Below are 17,966 nucleotides of genomic sequence, written 5' to 3'. Positions count from 1 at the left end.
TGAAATCACCAGCTATATTCTGTTTATTGGAGTTTGTTCATGAAGATTGATGTTGATGTAAATAATAAAAAATATGCCGATGCATGGCTCGGATTTAGCGGGAACAATTGGCATAGCGAAATTAATGTCAGAGATTTTATCCAGCAGAACTATCAACCTTATGAAGGTGATGAGTCGTTTCTCTCCGGCGCCACCCCTGCGACCCAAAAATTGTGGGAGCAGGTTATGGAGGGGATTCGTTTGGAGAATGCGACTCATGCGCCGGTAGACTTTGATGATGATATTGCCACCACCATCACTGCCCATAAAGCGGGTTACATTGAACAACAGCTGGAAAAAATCGTCGGGCTACAGACCGATAAACCCCTGAAGCGTGCGTTACATCCTTTTGGCGGTATCAACATGGTGCAAAGCGCATTTGACGCCTATGGCCGTGAGATGGATGCCAACTTCAAATATATCTTCACTGATTTACGTAAAACCCATAATCAAGGCGTGTTCGATGTTTATTCGCCTGAGATGCTGAAATGTCGTAAATCCGGCATTTTGACCGGCCTGCCGGATGGCTATGGACGAGGGCGAATTATTGGCGACTATCGGCGTATCGCACTGTATGGCATTGCCTATCTGGTGCGGGAACGTGAGCTACAGTTTGCCGATTTACAGCCACAACTTGAGCAAGGTATTGAGTTGGAAAGTGTGATTCGTTTGCGCGAAGAGCTGGCTGAGCATCGCCACGCGCTGTTGCAGATTCAAACCATGGCCGCACGCTACGGTTGCGATATTTCAGGACCGGCCAAAAATGCTCAAGAAGCTATTCAGTGGCTCTATTTTGGTTATCTGGCCGCGGTGAAATCGCAAAATGGTGGTGCGATGTCACTGGGCCGCACCGCGACATTCCTCGATATTTATATCGAGCGCGATTTAGCCAACGGGGTGTTGAGCGAGCAGCAGGCGCAGGAGCTTATTGATCACTTCATCATGAAGATTCGCATGGTGCGTTTCCTGCGGACACCTGAGTTTGATTCACTGTTCTCCGGTGATCCGATTTGGGCCACGGAAGTGCTGGGCGGAATGGGCTTGGATGGCCGAACCTTAGTGACCAAGAATACCTTCCGTTATCTCAACACGTTGGAAACCATGGGGCCAGCGCCGGAGCCTAATTTAACCATTTTATGGTCGGAGGCGTTGCCACAGGCATTTAAGCGTTATGCGGCCAATGTCTCGATTCAGACATCTTCGTTGCAATATGAAAATGACGATCTGATGCGGCCAGATTTTAATAGCGACGATTATGCGATTGCCTGCTGTGTTAGCCCGATGGTGATCGGTAAGCAAATGCAATTCTTTGGTGCGCGCGCCAATCTGGCTAAAACGCTGCTGTATTGCATCAATGGTGGCATGGATGAAAAACTCAAAATTCAGGTCGGCCCGAAATGTGCCCCGATGACCGATGACGTGCTGGACTATGAACGGGTGATGGCTAGCCTCAACGTGTTTATGGATTGGTTAGCGGTGCAATATATCAGCGCCCTGAATCTCATCCATTATATGCATGACAAATACAGCTACGAAGCGTCACTGATGGCACTACATGATCGCGATGTTTATCGCACCATGGCCTGCGGTATCGCCGGGCTTTCGGTAGCGGCGGATTCGCTTTCAGCCATTAAATACGCCAAGGTTAAACCAATCCGTGATGCCGATGGGCTGGCTGTCGATTTTGCCATTGAGGGCGAATATCCTCAGTACGGTAACAACGACGAGCGTGTCGACACTATTGCTTGTGATTTAGTTGAGCGTTTTATGAAGAAAATCAGCAAGCTGCCAACCTATCGCCATGCAGTGCCGACGCAGTCAATTCTGACTATTACCTCTAATGTGGTGTATGGACAGAAAACGGGTAATACCCCCGACGGCCGACGCGACGGTATGCCATTTGCACCAGGTGCCAACCCTATGCATGGCCGTGATCGCAAAGGGGCCGTGGCATCACTCTCCTCTGTCAGCAAGCTGCCGTTCAAATATGCCAAAGATGGGATTTCTTACACGTTTTCGATTGTCCCTGCGGCCTTGGGCAAGGACTCGGCGGTGCGTAATAATAATCTGGTCGGCCTGCTGGATGGTTATTTCCACCATGATGAGTCGATGGAGGGTGGGCAGCATCTTAATGTCAATGTCATGAATCGCGATATGCTGCTGGATGCCATCGAACATCCAGAAAACTATCCAAATCTCACCATCCGTGTTTCTGGTTATGCCGTACGTTTTAACGCCCTGACGCCCGAGCAGCAGCAGGATGTGGTCTCCCGAACCTTCACCAATACGTTATAATTGTTAGCCCCTCCCTAACAAGAGGGGCCAATAGCTTATCTCTGCGTATTTCGCACTTTAATCCGGCTTTACGTTGTAGTGATGTTGAGCATAGCCGATTCGCCCTAGTCACTGTCACTTTCTGCCTGAGGCCATTCCCGCAGTTCGTATGCAATGACTGCCGGGTTGATATAAATCATATGCCAGCTACGGGCGCCTTGAACGGGTAGATCATCATGAATTTCAGCGGGGTTGACCATGATGATATCTCCGGCTGAAGACTCAACTCTGCCGATGTTACTCCATGAATGTTGTGATCCCTGAACAAAGATACCGATGCCAAACTCGTCATGGGAATGACGGGGAAAGGTGTGCTCGGTCAATAATGACATCGCTTCGGCCCCCGGAATCACCTGATGATGCAGTTTGATTTGGTGAATTGCGCGTTTTAACGTCATCTCTCAGCAAATTCGAGAATTAAAATCAGAGAGTTAGAATCAAGCTGACGATAAAACCATTACTTCATTCGTACGTGTCTTACGCTAATATTGAAATCCGAGAATGGATTATCTTTAAAGCTTATCACTCTCTGGTTCTCAGTGAAAATACGTGCAGTATAGTGTGACAAATATAATAACCTGTTGAAAAGGCAATTTCATAATCCTCCTGATTTTAGGATGTAAAATTAAGCTGCTGATAATCCATCTTTATTTCTGTCAGAGAGTATACTATCACTTGATCGAAGTACCTTTTTTCTGCCCGATAAACAAAATGGATTTTTTGTCAAAAGTGTCAAAATAATTTTTTGATCGACTAAAAAATGATTATATCTAAACTTTATATTTATTTTGCCGATAACTCATTATCAACTGGATGATGGCTTGATATTGTCGTTGTGTTAGGCGAGATAGGGTGGTTCATCATATGACATTATGAAGATAATATTATTATCTTAAGGGATACTTATGTTGCCAACATCTCATGATAATATAAAGATTGAATTTTTATTTGGTGGGTTTATATTTTTAATCGCATATTTTTTTGTGTTCATATTTAATTTAAGTGAGGTGCTGTTTCCCTATTTGTCAAAATATAAGAAATATAATCTAGATGCGGTTTTTATTGCACTAAATGTCACCGGATTGCTGGGGTTTATCTATAGCTCATTGCGAATAAACAGAATGTCAAAGGAGATAGCGAAACGTATTGAGGCAGAAAAGAGCATCAACTGGATGTCTGACCATGATATTTTAACGGACCTACCTAACCAAAAATTTCTCGACTCTTATATTTCACGTTCTGCTAAGAATAAAGATGCACTAAATTATGTGGTTCTAAGTATAGAGATTAATAAGTTTAAAGATGTCAACGATCTGCTCGACTACGGCCACCGAAATGAAATATTTAAGCTGGTTGGACAACGTCTCTCTTATATGTTCCCAGATAATGTCTATAAATTACGTGGTGATGAGTTTTTGGTATTAAAGTCAAATAAAGATAAAGCGGACCTATCATTGCTGGGCGAACGCATAGTGAAGACTATTTGCAGCCTTATTCAAATTGGCGGCTTTACCTTTAATATAGCCGCCAATGTTGGTATCTCCCGCTATCCTGAAGATTCTGGCGATCTTCGACAAGCTATTCAGCAATCGGCCTGTGCTTTGTACATTGCTAAGAAGGCCGGTCGTGAGGAAGTCCGAGTCTTTACTCCCTTGATGCAGAATACACTTTTATCCCGAGCCCAACTTAAGAGTGATTTTAAGAAAGCGTTGGCGAGTAATGCATTCTCTGTCTATTACCAGCCGTTAGTGGACCTGAGAACCGAAAAAACAGTCGGTTTTGAAGCCCTTGCGCGCTGGGAGATTTCCCCAGGCAAATTCATTTCCCCTACTCTATTCATCCCTCTGGCAGAAGAGATGGGTAAAATCTCTGAGCTGACGGAGCAGTTGTTTCGGCGGGCCTGTCTCGAAACATTAAGCTGGCCTGCTCATCTGGTACTGTCATTTAATATTTCCCCGATACTGCTGTGTAATAAGCAACTGAGCACGCGCATCATGAGTGTCATGAATGAGTTGGGGCTGCCCGCAGATCGTCTGGAGGTAGAAATCACGGAAAGTGCACTTTTTCAGAATGCCAATGTAGCCCGATTTACGCTTAAAAAACTGAGGGATGAGGGAATAAAAATTGCGTTAGACGATTTTGGTACCGGTTACTCCAGCCTTTCTCAGCTTTGCAACTTCTCATTTGATAAGTTAAAGATTGATAAGAGCTTCATCGATACTTTCCAACACAATGAAAAAAAAGAAAAAATCGTACGTGCCATTATCTCATTGGCCAGTTCTCTGGGGGTGAAAGTCACCGCCGAAGGTATCGAACACACCAGTCAACTTGTGCGTCTACAGGATATTGGGTGTGATATTGGCCAGGGATATCTGCTTGGTATGCCCGCAGCGAAAGCGGTCCTATATCCGGTGGAATCCTTATTGATTTATAAATTTTCTCCAGAAGTCGCTGAGAAAGAGAGCGCATAAAAACAGGAGGATATACCGCTGAGGTATTGGCAGTGGGCAATATTTCTCTGTGGGAGTATGAGGGGGGAATCATTGAGGGTACGCTGTGCCCTTCGCTGGCAGGCAGCGAAGGGCGGTAACATTAAAACTTAGTCCAGCCGCCCTGTTCTGCGACTAATGCGACACTCTTAATTCGTGTCTTTGGCCTGAGCAGAGGGCCTGTTGAAACGCCAGGTGCCTTTCCTTTGATTTTAAATACCGAGACAATTTCTGTTAGTTGACGAGCCTGCTCTTCCAGCGAGGCAGCAGCAGCAGCAGATTGCTGCACTAAGGCGGCATTTTGCTGCGTGACGCTGTCCATTTGAACCACCGCAGAACCAATTTGGCTGATCCCTTTACTCTGTTCGGTCGAGGCTGCGGCTATTTCGCTCATAATGTCATTTACGTTGCTGACTGAGCTCACGATTTTGTCCATCGCATCACCTGCTCGCGTCACCTGTTCAGACCCGGATTTAATATTTTTAACTGACTCATTGATCAGCACATCAATCTCTTTTGCTGCCTGTGCGCTGCGTTGCGCCAAATTTCTCACTTCACTGGCGACAACGGCAAATCCCCGGCCTTGTTCCCCTGCTCGTGCTGCTTCGACCGCGGCATTTAACGCAAGAATATTGGTTTGAAACGCAATACTGTTGATGACGCCAATGATATCGACGATTTTATGTGAGCTGCTGGTAATTTTCGTCATGGTGGCAATGACGCCACTGACAATTACGCCGCCCTGTTGTGCTTCCCGAGTGGCCTGGTTCGCCAGTGTACTTGCCTGACCGGCATTATCTGCATTCTGCTGAACGGTTGAACCGAGTTGTTCCATGCTGGAGGCGGTCTCTTCCAGCGCCGAGGCTTGTTCTTCAGTTCGGGAAGACAAATCGGTATTTCCGACTGATATCTCACTAGAACCCCTGTAAATCGAATCCGCACTGTTGCGGATTTCAAACACCGTTTTGGCCCAGTTATCCTGCATCTTGTTAATATAAGGAATTAACTGGCCAATACAGTTTCTACCCTGATCTACGATGTTGTGGTCAAGTATGCCTTGTGCCAGAGATTCAAGATGAGCTTTTACTCTGTTCAAAGGCTTAACGAGAAAGTTAACCAGATAGCGGTCGGTTGTTACCATGATCAGCACACTGATTAATAACGCACTGACTAGGATATATTGACACCACACTAGCCATTGGGAAATCCGCTGATTTGCTTCTTCATTTAGGGATATAATTTTTGCGTTGTATTTGTCTATCGCTGCACTGAAGTTCCGTCTTAACGGAAGATATTTACCTGTTTTTATTACTTCAAAATTGTTTATATTTTTCTCTCTTGCTGATTCAAACATCGGCAAAACTGCACTGTTATAGAGATTAAAAGAACTGTTATAAATATCATCTATTGTGGTTGAGTCAATTTTCCCATGATCAATAGTTTTAAATTGACTGAGCCCATTTTTAAGGCCGTCTAATTCGGTAAGAGTTGCCTTCATCTCAAGATCGAAAACTCCAGTGTCATTTTTCGCCATTGCTCCCATAGCACGTTCCATCGCTGTTGTCGCGCGGTAGTATTGTGCATTGGCACTATTAATAATATCGCCATTTTGCTGCTGAGTATGGGTTACACCTAGCTCTTGGTTTAATTGCTTAAGAGAGTATAAAGCAAAGCCTGATGCCCCGGCCCACAACAGTGAAAACACGATGAGAATGAGTATAAGTGCCGTTCTTATTTTAATATTTTGTATGAATCTCATGTTATTAAACCTCAAATGTCGGACACGGGAAAGATACCTTGGAAAGGCAGTTAATAACTAATTTCGGTGTCTATAAAATAGTTGAGTAAATTGTTTTATATTTCATCTTTATTATTATCGGCGGTTGAGATTTTATCTTGAGTTGTTTTTTTTGTTATAGAGTAAATAATGTGTTTTTAATGAAGTGATAAAATTATATTTATACATTAGGCCATCAAGATTAGACCTATTAGCTCACTTGATTAAATGAGTTGGTTATAATTAGTACAATAAATAAAAGGTGAAATACTCATGTTTATCATGATCTAATGTGGTTTATTAAATTTAAAATTGAATTGCTCAATAGATATCACATAACAAATTATCAAGAAGTGTCATTCTTTATAAGACTTAATTATTCAAAAATAGGATGTGTTTTCTGAATAATTTGAATTTATGGGCACGGCCAATATCACTTTCTTCTTGGAGAAATCAGCACGATTGGAAAAGTTAAAGATCAAAGTGACATTATTTTAGGGTGGATTCACTGAGTTTTTTGAAAAACTTGCCGAAAACTTATAAATTTCATAACACAGGTATGATTTATAATGACAGAATTAAATATCTATGGGCAAGCACTGGGCAAATCATTACCCGACTGGTTGCCTCGAACAACTCCCCAACGGATTATCCTCAAAGGAGACTATTGCCTCCTTGAACCTATTGATATCAAGCATAGCAAGGATCTATTTGAAGCCTGGCACAGCATTGATGACGAGCGTGACTGGACTTACTTTCACATTAATCGCCCCATCACAATTAGGCAATGTGACCATTATATTGCCTCTCTTAGTGCAAGTAAGGACCCTCTCTTTTATTCAGTCATCAATTACTCCACCGGAAAAGCAGTAGGTTTTATCGCGTTACAACGCATTGACCCCGAGAATGGGGCGGTAGAAATCGGTTGGATTAACTGGTCACCGTTGATGAAACGTACTTTATGCAGCACTGAGGCAATATTTCTTTTGCTATCCTATGCGCTGGATACTTTGCAATACCGGCGATGTGCGTGGAAGTGTGACAGTTTGCACCAGCCAGCGATTCAAGCGGCAGAACGCTTGGGATTTCAATACGAAGGTACTTTCAGACAAATACAAGTATCCAAAGGGCATAGTCGTGACACCCGTTGGTATTCTATTATCGAGAGTGAATGGCCAGGGATTCGGCGAGCTATACAGCTTTGGCTAAGCTCAGCTAACCTGGATGACCGGGGTAAACAGAAGCAGAAATTGGCCGAGTTTATGCCAGTGACAGAAGAGTAGTTATTTTCAATTAGCGTAATGCTGGCTTCACATCACCGAAGTCAGTGTATGGCATCTTATTGTTTATTATAGTATAAATCGTAATTCTGGTTAGTTATGCTGCTCATTTAGAGGTTAGTGGCAAATCATGGGGTGATTTTACTCAATGTGAGACGTAATAGTCATTTTGGTCTTCAATCAGCGCAAGGATTGGAAGACGATGTAGAAAATAGTTTGGCTATATAATAAATTGATATTGAAAGTTATTTTTTGTGTGACTTTTCGATGATGTAGTGAGCACAAAATCTCTACATGAGTGAGTGACAGTGCGGAGTGTCCTACCATTTACTGCCGAATGGTATTTGTCAGCCTGGGTGCACAAAACGGAAATCGATAACGCCTAATGCTAGAGCTAAAATGTGGAAGCAATACCGCCATCGTAGTACTACATGAGATTTATGGTATTAATCCGCATATCAGGCGGGTGTGTCATGAATATCATGCGATGGAGAGGGACGTTTATTGCCTCAATCTTATTGGGCGTGATGAGCCATTTAGCTATGCACAGCAGAATGAGGCATATCGCTATTTTATTGAAAATGTAGGTTTTGACACATCCCATATCGTTACTCTGCTCCAGACTCTGCGGCCACAGTATGACAATCTTATCCTCGTAGGATTTAGTGTTGGAGCCACGCTTGCGGCCAGAAGCGGGTTATGTGCAAGGGTTGTCTGCCACTACGGTTCACGTATCCGCGAGCACAGCGATATTGCGCCACCTTGTCCAGCCCTTGTCATCCTTGCCCGACATGAGGCTTCTTTCGACACGACAATCCTGCAAAGTGAACTAAAAAAATATCCTAATGTTGATAGCCGCATATTCAGCAGCCATCATGGGTTTTGTGATGGGGATAATGCCAACTTTGATGCAGAAAATGCCGATCTTGCAACTAGATTGGTACACCAGTTTATAGGGTAGCTTTGAAAAAATGGGCAAGTTTTCCATTAATACTCTAGCCCGCACGATTAGCGACTACTTTTGCGGTAGTGTATGTCCTATTACGTTAATGAGGCTCGCGGCTACTGACTTTCTTCTCTATATTTTAAATAATAAACATTTAAATTGTTAATGCCATATTTTCTACAGATACTACGACGATAGCCACTGACGGTTTTATAACTGAGTGATAACCTTTTTGAAATCTGAACAGAATTTAAACCTGATATAATACATTGTAATGTTTCATTTTCTCGTTTAGTTAATTTATTTTTAACAAGATTATCGTCATCAAGAGGTATGAAATGACCGTCATAGCGGTTGTGACATATTGTCCCTATTGTTTTTTTGATGTAAGGCATATTACTTTTTCTGTATATGACTGCATGATATATATTAGGGAGGTTAGACAGGTCAGAGTAGTTGTCACAAAATAAAATAATCCCTACATTGTGGGATGACTTTATTTTAATTAATAGATCATGAACTTCACTATGTTTGAATCCAGTAATGTCAAGTAGTATCAGCTTGAGTTTCCCATCTATATTTTTTATCAGTGAGGGAATAGAACGGTAAACCCTTATTACTGAGTCTTCTGAATGTTGGTATAGCACATCATTCAATAGTATTTTGAAAGAGAAAGACATAAGCCCGCACTGACTGAGGATAAAATAGTTCATATAATAATTCCTTTTATTTTTAACTAATGAATGAAAATAAGAAAATCCACTGCGAAATAGTGATGTATTTACTGATGATACTCTCGGAAAGATAAATATAGCCGTAGTGAACATCATTGCTAAAGGCCAAAAATCGCCATGCCTTCCCCCAATAATGCTTCGCTGAAAACAGCGGCTATCTAAAGGGAAAGTCAATTAGCCTGCCAGAAAAATTGATAGCTAAGTTTATTAGAACTTAAGATTTCAGCTATTTGTAGCAGGCCATAATCATCTGATTTTTATTTACTTATATCTAATATAGAAATCTAGATTAGAAATTATATTTCACACCTAGCATTACAGCGGTATCACTGTAACCTTTGTTGCCGATTTGCTGGGCAACATTACCCCACAGGTTAACTTTTTTATTGATTTGGCCTTCAACACCCACTTTTAATTCACCGATATTGGCGGCTCCATCTTGCTTCACTGTCACGTTATCCATAGTGACACCAAAGTCTTTGGTATTATGGATCCAGTTTGCTTCTACAAATGGCTGAAATACTCGGTCTTTACCTTTATCCTGGCTGCTATAGCCATTCATAAAGGCTTTCACACCCAGACGGGTCTGAATATTGCCATCACCTTCACCAGAGACATTCGTGCCGTTAGCTTCTTTATGGTCGTCAGCTTTCACACCCATCCAGGTCACCTGCGCTTTAGGCTGGATAAAGTAGGTGGCATTTTTAGCGGCATTTTCACCGATTTTGAAGGTATAACCACTCTCAACCGAGGCAGTTATCCCCTTAGACTTATATTCTTCAGTATTCAAATCTTGACCGTCAACGGTGTTGTTGAACCAGCTGTATTGCGCCCAACTGTCGACATATAAGCCGGACTTATCGGCCTCGTTGGCATACCAGGTCCCGTAGACACCGGCGCTGTAACCGTCAGTTGACCCTTTAGCGTTGTAACCGGACACTTGCGAGATGGTGGTGCTTTTGCTGTTACCATACCCAGCCATAACGCCCAGATGGAAACGGTCCATGTCGTTATTGCTCCACTGAGCAATATCTCCGCCTAATTGCAGCACATAACGGTTAGCCTGTGTGCTCAGTTGATCTTGAGAATCACGGAAACGGTTATGCCCACCCTCGTTACGCAACCACATACTGGTTACTTTCTGTTCGCCAGTCAGTGCGTCGATATACTGAGTTTCGCCCAAACGATCATGCAAACGAGTGACAAACATATTATTAGCCGAGGCTAAGTTGGCAGTATAGCCGCCAGCTTCTGGACGCTCAGTCATAGCAGATGGAACTGTTGGGTCTGAAGGTGGCGTAGGAATAACAGCATTAGTCAGATACCAGTTATTGGCATTAGCATCAGAACCGCGCATCAATGAATAATCATAAGCACCGGCAACGATACGATCCTTTTGAATAAACTCACCGTCAGATAAGCCATTAACCTGAATCAATTCAATACCGTTTAACGTTGTCGCGCCAGTGCCACCCGCGTTAGTCACGCTGACGAAGGTGTTCCCTGAAGTGTTACCTTCGACGATCATTTTATCCGTTATGGAGTTGTCGTCATTTAATTCAGTATTAAACAATAAGTTACCGTTATTACCAATATAGTCACCATGGACAGTTAATACGTCGCCTGCAATAGGATTGGAGAAATTAATTGTCCCGGCGTTAGTCAGCTCAGCGACGTCAGAACTTGCCATCATATTCCACATGGCGCGACTATCAATATTCACCTGGCCGCCATTACGTGCAAGACCATTCCATTGTGTATTGTTAATGCTGAGATTAGCTTGGCTACCTAAACCTGACTGGATATCACCATTTAAAACCATATCGTTTGCATTAACATTAACGATACCAAAGTTCGCCAGGCTAGCATCGGTATCTGCATTTATTAATATGCCATTGTTAATAACACTACTGTTATCAAGGACTGCATTGATGGTGCCACCAAGAGCATTAAATGTTTTGCCGTTTTGACTATGTATATTGGCATTCTGTTGATTCATAGTCACAATTGCTTGTGTGTTACTATTCACTGCATCAGCGTTATTACCACTAGTAACTATATTGGTATTAGTCACATTAACAGTGGTCCCACTGTCATTAGCCTGAACAGCATACGCATTATTACCCACCGTACTGATGTTATTGCCCTGACTAATAATAGAACTCGCGGAACTGGCCATCATGGCTACTGCACCATTACTGGCTGTACTGATAGTGCTACCCGTAATATCAGCCTGGCCGCCTAAAACTGCCTGGATAGCGGTATTATTAGCGCCGAGGGTTTTAACCGATGCTCCTGGGTTAATAACAATTTTACCACCTGGCCCTCTCGCACTTACTGCGGTTGCCTGATGAGTGATAATTTGCGTATTTCCACTGACAGTAGCTAAAGATGATCCATTACCATTCAGTTCAGAAGAGACTAGCGCAGTACCCGCCCCGAATGTTTCCAGGGTACTGTCGATGATATCAAATTGAGTATTTGCACTATTTGTTGTTTCAACGAAGACCGCAGCGGCAGAGGCTCCACCGGTACTGGCGTATGAGCCGGTCATGCTCCCTCGTGAACCATTTGCTATTTGTAAAGCACTGGCACTTGAGCCGAGATAAGCACCTGTTGTTGTCAATCTAGAGTTATTGATAATTACTGAACTATTATTAGCAGCTATACCCTTGCCACCGGCACCTGTTGCTGAAATGGTACTGTTATTTAATGAAATTTGGCTATTAGAGACCAGTGACAGGCCGGAGGCATTTGCCCCTGAAACTGAAATATTTGCGTCATTCAAGTTAACACTGGCGCCAGTTTGCGCATACACGCCGTGTGAGCCAGTCCCTGTAGTGGTTAATGTACTTCCGTGTAAAAAATCGACACGTGAGCCTGCCCCAGAAGCATATAAAGTATCAGCGGCATTACCCCCAGTCGTTAATGTGATATCACCGTCAGCAATTAATACGCCACCATTTGATACCGTTGCTGCATGCCCAGAAAAATCGTTAATCAAGCCAGTATCTACTACTGTCCCATCAGGGGCATTTACAGTTGTGCCATTTACTATAATTTGGGAAAAAGCAGGCGTTGTTATTGATGTAAAGGCAATAGCGATTAGAGTTTTTTTAAAGGCAGGCATATTATATCTCTCATTTTTTTAAGTAAAAATCTGTTTATTAACAAGTGGTTATATTATTGGTGTTTTTAATGTAATTGAACCGTTCTCGATAACCATTTTTACTTTAGTAAATATGGAGTGTAGGCTACGCCACAGTGTATTTAATATTATATGGCATACTAATGATTGAGTTTTTATATCATGCTGTGATTATAGCTATAATTTATTTTGTTAAATATAGGATATGATACATATCGCTGTAGGAATTTTCTTGATTTGTTTTTTTGTAAAATGACATGGAAAATTTCTTTAGTATTATTTAACTAAATGATTAACATTTCATATCTACGAGGGGAAACCTATTTTTGTATCTAATGGGGGGATACTCTGGCGTTGACGTATTTTAACACTTATCCATTTGAGTTTTGTAGGAGAGTGAGCCAAGAACAATGTCTTCTAACTGAAAATAGACATTGTTGAGCATCAATGCTTAACGTCCTCTCAACTTGTCATTTTAAACGTAAATTATCTTATTAAAAATACAAAAACAAATGAGGAAACTATAGATGCGATAAATATAGAGATGCCGATTAGTATATCAGTCATGAGATCATTCATAATGAATCCCTGTTAAAATCACTCTAGCCTATTTTAATTTACGAATATATTGTCAACTTAGCGGCATTAGCATCCACACTATGCACCAGCGAGTAATCATAAACACCCTCCACGATCATGCCATTTTGAAAGCTCACTGTTAGAGCCAAAGCCATTAAACTTAATCAGCTCGAAACCATTTAGTGTCTTTTCACCACGATAACTAAGGTTATTTAACCTATCCGCTGTTATCTAATGGTGCTAACGTGCTATCACATAAGCTGCACATTAAACAGTATCAATTAAACAGACAGTTTGATTAAACTTTATTTAAAACTAAAATAGTCTACAGTTTTATACGTGATAGTTATGATTAACATCAGCGGTGTGGAGGATTTGAATAGTAATAAATACTAAAGTGTTAACACAATTATAGGATTGAAAAAATAACGAGTCGTCACTCACCGATCTCATTATCTCCAGTTCCTATTATTTGATAAAAAATAACAGGGATCCCAATGTGTTTATATTGCTACTTTAGATGGAATAGTTAAATTTATTTTGCTGGAATAGTTAATTATAATTTTTTAAGTTATACCAGCGTTTATTTAAGTTCCCCTGTATTGATTGACAGATGGATTAGCCACATCAATCAATAGGGCAACGCGTCGTGTTTATACGTCCCTTATTGTAATCAGAGAGTGAATAATTAAAAACTCATCACTATATTAACCATTGTTGCTGCATGTAGATCTCCTGCTTTGGCTCAAAATGGAGACTTTTATGAACCTAATGCTTCTGCATCACAAACCAGTGTAAATGATGGTTTTATTGCATATGGCTTTCAATGTAACATCTGATAAACTGGAGCATCTCTTTATCTGGCAGGTTAATCGATACGCTAATTTCATGGTCGATATTTTCTGGGTATTATTATCCTCTGGAACCTACGCTGGTATTGCAAATAGGGTATCAACTGCCATAAACGCCAGATAATGTTCGCAGTACGTGCTACTGCGAGGGGGGAGATATTCTACGCTTAATCAATATGCCAATGAAATTGGTAGGAAATGTTAATGTCCACTTGAGGAGTTCAATGTGTCTTTGAGCAAAAATTACTTATATCAGGCTGGAGCTACCCAGGTAAGATGGGCTAGCGAGTTATTTTCGGCCTCTATTTTATTATTTTGTGGACTAATACTCTATTCAGTTAATTTGTGCGCGGCACAATCTCTTCCCCATAACGACTTACTCACTAAACCCGGCGATGTTATTCAAATTAAGCTCAGTGAGTTGCATCCGACCCAAATAACCGTAGGTAAGCTCCAGATTGCAGGTGATTTGGCTGATTATGCTAGCGATTCAAAGCACTTATTCAACGATTTGTGTAAAGTTCAAGGGGCAGGGAAACTGGCTAAATATAGCCTGTCATCAACACCGAAAGATCCCACTTCATATACCTGTAAACAGGCTATAGGAACCAATAAAGCTGATATGAACACGGTTGATATCGGACCAATGGGGAAACTTTACCTGACTGATGGTCATCATGCATTTAACAGCTTTTGGGATGCACCCGGTGGTGGCGGTGATGTGACCTTAAGCGTACTGGTCAGGCAGAATATAAGCCGTGACAACGACGGAACGTTATTTACTCAAGCTCAGTTCGAACAACAGATGACTGAACTTAAACATTTTCTCCCTATTGATGCCGAGGGGAAACCAATTACGTTCTCTCAATTGCCTGCAACCCTGGGGACGAGTGCTTTTCAGGACGATCCATATCGCTCAATACTCTATTATCTACGCGGTATATCTTACGATAAGTCTGATAAAAATCTTAACCCTGAAACGGGTAAGCCTTATAAAGAAATACCTTTCCTCGAGTTTTATTGGGGACAGCTATTACGCAGTAAGATGGATTTAAAACGTTATAATTTGCATAAGCAAGATGACTATATCAAGGCTCTGGAAGACGCCGCAACCCTGATGGTGAATGTACCCAAGCAGCAACTGATAGGGCATTCAGGTCAAACGGCAAGAGCTTTAGGCCAGCTGAACAGCATTGATGAAAAGCGTTTAGATAAACTGGCGAAACCAGATTCTAAATTAGCGAAGGCACTTAATTATCAGTCAACTAACTGAGTTATAAAAATAAGATCTTTGTTGAATAAATCGAACTTTTAGCCCTAATCAGGTTTGGATCACCACATTTCTGATGATATTGCAGTATCTCGTGGCAAAACAAAGGTTCGATATCATCCATTGGACAGCTTACAACAAGGCGCTCATCAGTCGCGGCTTGCTAACATTCTGGCTGGATGAGTCGGTCATCTAGACTTGGTGTCGATAGGAACAGGTGAGTTCGGTTGATATGGGGATGAGAATAATAAAAATAACGGAAAGATTTCAGCTGGCCCTGCCGGGCAGGGCCAAACCGTTTAGCACGAGATCAACTTAAATCGACATCCTTATGCCCGAAAAGCCACGTCAGGATAAACCCGGAAATATACGAAATAACCAGACCAGCCACATACACCAGCATCCCGGCGAAAATACCTTGGGCTGATGTCATCAGAGGAATAGATACCAAGCCAGATGGGCCAAACACGGTATTCAGGCCCACCGGTAATCCCAACCAGGCAACAAGGCCAATAAAGAAGCCGCCGACAGCACCGCCTAAACATGCGGTAATAAAAGGCTTCAGGCGTGGTAACGTTACGCCATAAATAAGCGGCTCACCGATCCCCAGTAGCCCAGGGAAAATAGCCCCTTTAATCTGTGTCCGCAGGACTGAACCTTTTGGCGAACGAGCATAAAGTGCCAGTGCCGCACCCACCTGACCGGCACCCGCCATGGCCAGAATAGGGAATAATGAGTTAAATCCTTGTGCATCCATTAAGGCGAAATAGACCGGAACAAACCCTTGGTGGATACCAAACACTACTGCAATCAGGAATAACCCTGCCAGAATGGCAGTACCAAACGGGTTACCATTCAAATGCATAAACAGCCATGACATCCCCTTAAACAGCTCGCCACCCACTGGCATGATAACAACGAAAGTGATTGCTCCTGTAGCGAGTAACGTTATCGCCGATGTCAGGATCATATCCAGATTATCAGGGATAAAACGGCGCACCTGTCGCTCAATCCATGCGCCCAAGATACAGGCCAACAGAACCCCAATGATATTGCCGCGCGGGTCAATTGCCAGACCAAAGAAGTTTTCCATGCCACCGTAGTAGCCGACGGTACCTTCCGGCACATAGCGTAAAATAAATAGCGAAGCGATAATTGCGCCGTTGACCCCCGTCCCACCAAAGGCTTGCTGCGTATTAAAGCCAATCAGAATGCTAAGGAAAGTGAACAAGCCGATGCTAAATACTTTCATGTATGCAATCAGTGCCGCCAGCCATGGAGACTGAATAACGCCGTCCAATGCCAGTGTCTGCTGGAGTAATGTTGCTATCCCCAATAGTAATCCTGCGGCAATGAACCCTGGAATGAGTGGGGTAAAAATGGTGGCGAATTTGGCCAGAAAACTATGAACAGCGCTTTTTTGTTTCGCTTTCATTTGCTGTTTTGTCTGGCTGGCTAGCACCTGCAAATCAACATCCTGAGCACTTTCATGTCCCTGCTGCGGTTCAGAACCCAGGAGCTTGTTCATCATCTCGCTGGCGGTCTGGGCTTTGCCCGGCCCGAGAATGATTTGCAGTTGATCATCGCTGTTCACCACCCCCATCACTCCAGGGATTTTTTTCAGGTCGTCATGTTGTATCAGTTGACGGTCTTTTAAGGTGAGACGGAGCCTTGTCATGCAGTTTCCGCAGACAATGATATTTTTACTCCCGCCCGTGAAGAGTAAAATTTGGTCTATCGTAGTGCCGGTTATTTTCGCCATAGTTATACTTTAATCTCCTGTAGCGCTTTACCGATAAATCCCTTATTTTTGTTAAGGATAGCGCTAGCTTCCTCAGCAGACATACCACTTAGGATCATCATAATGGCTGTTTTACAGTGTCGGTTGTACTCATTTCACTATTTTGATTACAGGAAATAGCCACTACGCTAGTGCCAACATGGCGTGCATAGGCCATAGCCCCCAATACATAAGGTGTGCGGCCACTTGCTGCAATGCCCACTAACACATCATGTGCATTAAAATTGAGGTTATGCAGGTATTGCTCACCCATTTTGCGGCTATCTTCTGCATTTTCAACTGCCTGTAAAATAGCAGTATTACCGCCAGCGATCAGCCCTACGACCATTTCTCGCAGCGTACCATAAATTGGCGGGCATTCGCTCGCATCCAACATCACCAAGCGACCAGAAGTGCCTGCCCCACAGTAAATTAATCTGCCACCTTGCGCGAAAGCAGTACCTCTTTTTTGTTTTTATTATTTTGGATGGGTTGGCTAACCCCCGAGCTGCTCTTCAAAAAACGAATACACGGCTATTCTGGTAATAACTCATCCACAATATAAGGACATTGCTCATGAAGAGAGGTGTCTCCGCCGCACAAATCATCAATATGTCGAAAGATCTCTAAAATTGAATAGTTTGTTTGCGCGGGATGCTTACAGGGGGAAATCTATTGAAATCGTGTCAGTAATGGATAGGGAGTCGGAGCGGAAATAGAGCAGAATCCAGATACGAAA

The 17,966-nt window shown here is 42.6% G+C and carries 10 protein-coding genes and 1 pseudogene; 5 read left to right on the top strand and 6 right to left on the bottom strand.

What is annotated here, in order from left to right; all coding sequences use genetic code 11:
- Positions 1 to 39 precede the first annotated feature (39 nt).
- The gene (gene pflB / locus A6J66_014815; protein ID PNM25340.1) at positions 40 to 2,334 is read left to right on the top strand and encodes a formate C-acetyltransferase; all 2,295 of its coding nucleotides are present in this window, start codon (positions 40 to 42) and stop codon (positions 2,332 to 2,334) included.
- A gap of 104 nt (positions 2,335 to 2,438) precedes the next feature.
- Here the strand turns inward: pflB and A6J66_014810 are convergent, their stop codons facing one another.
- A complete protein-coding gene (locus tag A6J66_014810; protein ID PNM25339.1) occupies positions 2,439 to 2,771 on the bottom strand; it encodes a hypothetical protein in 333 nt (110 codons plus the stop codon).
- A 507-nt stretch (positions 2,772 to 3,278) separates the two neighbouring features.
- Here A6J66_014810 and A6J66_014805 point away from each other — a divergent pair.
- Positions 3,279 to 4,844 carry a GGDEF domain-containing protein gene (locus A6J66_014805; protein PNM25338.1) on the top strand — a complete coding sequence of 522 codons (1,566 nt, stop codon included), beginning with the start codon at positions 3,279 to 3,281 and terminating at the stop codon, positions 4,842 to 4,844.
- 121 nt (positions 4,845 to 4,965) lie between these two features.
- Here the strand turns inward: A6J66_014805 and A6J66_014800 are convergent, their stop codons facing one another.
- The gene (locus A6J66_014800) at positions 4,966 to 6,621 is read right to left on the bottom strand and encodes a methyl-accepting chemotaxis protein (protein PNM25337.1); all 1,656 of its coding nucleotides are present in this window, start codon (positions 6,619 to 6,621) and stop codon (positions 4,966 to 4,968) included.
- 587 nt (positions 6,622 to 7,208) lie between these two features.
- Between A6J66_014800 and A6J66_014795 the strand changes: the two genes are divergently transcribed.
- A complete protein-coding gene (locus A6J66_014795) occupies positions 7,209 to 7,922 on the top strand; it encodes an N-acetyltransferase (protein PNM25336.1) in 714 nt (237 codons plus the stop codon).
- A 382-nt stretch (positions 7,923 to 8,304) separates the two neighbouring features.
- Positions 8,305 to 8,880: a dienelactone hydrolase gene (locus A6J66_014790; protein ID PNM25335.1), complete on the top strand. Its 576-nt coding sequence runs from the start codon at positions 8,305 to 8,307 to the stop codon at positions 8,878 to 8,880.
- A 101-nt stretch (positions 8,881 to 8,981) separates the two neighbouring features.
- Here the strand turns inward: A6J66_014790 and A6J66_014785 are convergent, their stop codons facing one another.
- Positions 8,982 to 9,695 (bottom strand): LuxR family transcriptional regulator, encoded by a 714-nt coding sequence (locus tag A6J66_014785; protein ID PNM25334.1) that lies wholly within the window; start codon positions 9,693 to 9,695, stop codon positions 8,982 to 8,984.
- 193 nt (positions 9,696 to 9,888) lie between these two features.
- Positions 9,889 to 12,729: an autotransporter outer membrane beta-barrel domain-containing protein gene (locus A6J66_014780; protein PNM25333.1), complete on the bottom strand. Its 2,841-nt coding sequence runs from the start codon at positions 12,727 to 12,729 to the stop codon at positions 9,889 to 9,891.
- A 1,674-nt stretch (positions 12,730 to 14,403) separates the two neighbouring features.
- Between A6J66_014780 and A6J66_014775 the strand changes: the two genes are divergently transcribed.
- Positions 14,404 to 15,450 carry a hypothetical protein gene (locus A6J66_014775; GenBank protein ID PNM25332.1) on the top strand — a complete coding sequence of 349 codons (1,047 nt, stop codon included), beginning with the start codon at positions 14,404 to 14,406 and terminating at the stop codon, positions 15,448 to 15,450.
- Between the two features lie 307 nt (positions 15,451 to 15,757).
- On the opposite strand, the gene A6J66_014770 is transcribed toward A6J66_014775, so the two are convergent.
- Both A6J66_014770 and A6J66_014765 read right to left on the bottom strand, forming a co-directional pair.
- Positions 15,758 to 17,209, bottom strand: coding sequence for a PTS N-acetylmuramic acid transporter subunits IIBC (locus A6J66_014770; GenBank protein ID PNM25331.1), 1,452 nt, complete (start codon positions 17,207 to 17,209; stop codon positions 15,758 to 15,760).
- A gap of 2 nt (positions 17,210 to 17,211) precedes the next feature.
- Positions 17,212 to 17,684: pseudogene (locus A6J66_014765) on the bottom strand (hypothetical protein).
- Between the last annotated feature and the right edge of the window lie 282 nt (positions 17,685 to 17,966).

Source organism: Yersinia enterocolitica (assembly GCA_002082245.2).
Taxonomy (GTDB): domain Bacteria; phylum Pseudomonadota; class Gammaproteobacteria; order Enterobacterales; family Enterobacteriaceae; genus Yersinia; species Yersinia enterocolitica_E.
Note: the sequence above shows the minus strand (reverse complement) of the source record. Positions and strands in the feature narration are given on the sequence as shown.

What these genes read in the sequence shown, in the direction of transcription:
- pflB (PNM25340.1), top strand. Translation starts at nt 40, where the DNA reads ATGAAGATTGATGTTGATGTAAATAATAAAAAATATGCCGATGCATGG.
- A6J66_014810 (PNM25339.1), bottom strand. Translation starts at nt 2,771, where the DNA reads ATGACGTTAAAACGCGCAATTCACCAAATCAAACTGCATCATCAGGTG.
- A6J66_014805 (PNM25338.1), top strand. Translation starts at nt 3,279, where the DNA reads ATGTTGCCAACATCTCATGATAATATAAAGATTGAATTTTTATTTGGT.
- A6J66_014800 (PNM25337.1), bottom strand. Translation starts at nt 6,621, where the DNA reads ATGAGATTCATACAAAATATTAAAATAAGAACGGCACTTATACTCATT.
- A6J66_014795 (PNM25336.1), top strand. Translation starts at nt 7,209, where the DNA reads ATGACAGAATTAAATATCTATGGGCAAGCACTGGGCAAATCATTACCC.
- A6J66_014790 (PNM25335.1), top strand. Translation starts at nt 8,305, where the DNA reads ATGCTAGAGCTAAAATGTGGAAGCAATACCGCCATCGTAGTACTACAT.
- A6J66_014785 (PNM25334.1), bottom strand. Translation starts at nt 9,695, where the DNA reads ATGATGTTCACTACGGCTATATTTATCTTTCCGAGAGTATCATCAGTA.
- A6J66_014780 (PNM25333.1), bottom strand. Translation starts at nt 12,729, where the DNA reads ATGCCTGCCTTTAAAAAAACTCTAATCGCTATTGCCTTTACATCAATA.
- A6J66_014770 (PNM25331.1), bottom strand. Translation starts at nt 17,209, where the DNA reads ATGGCGAAAATAACCGGCACTACGATAGACCAAATTTTACTCTTCACG.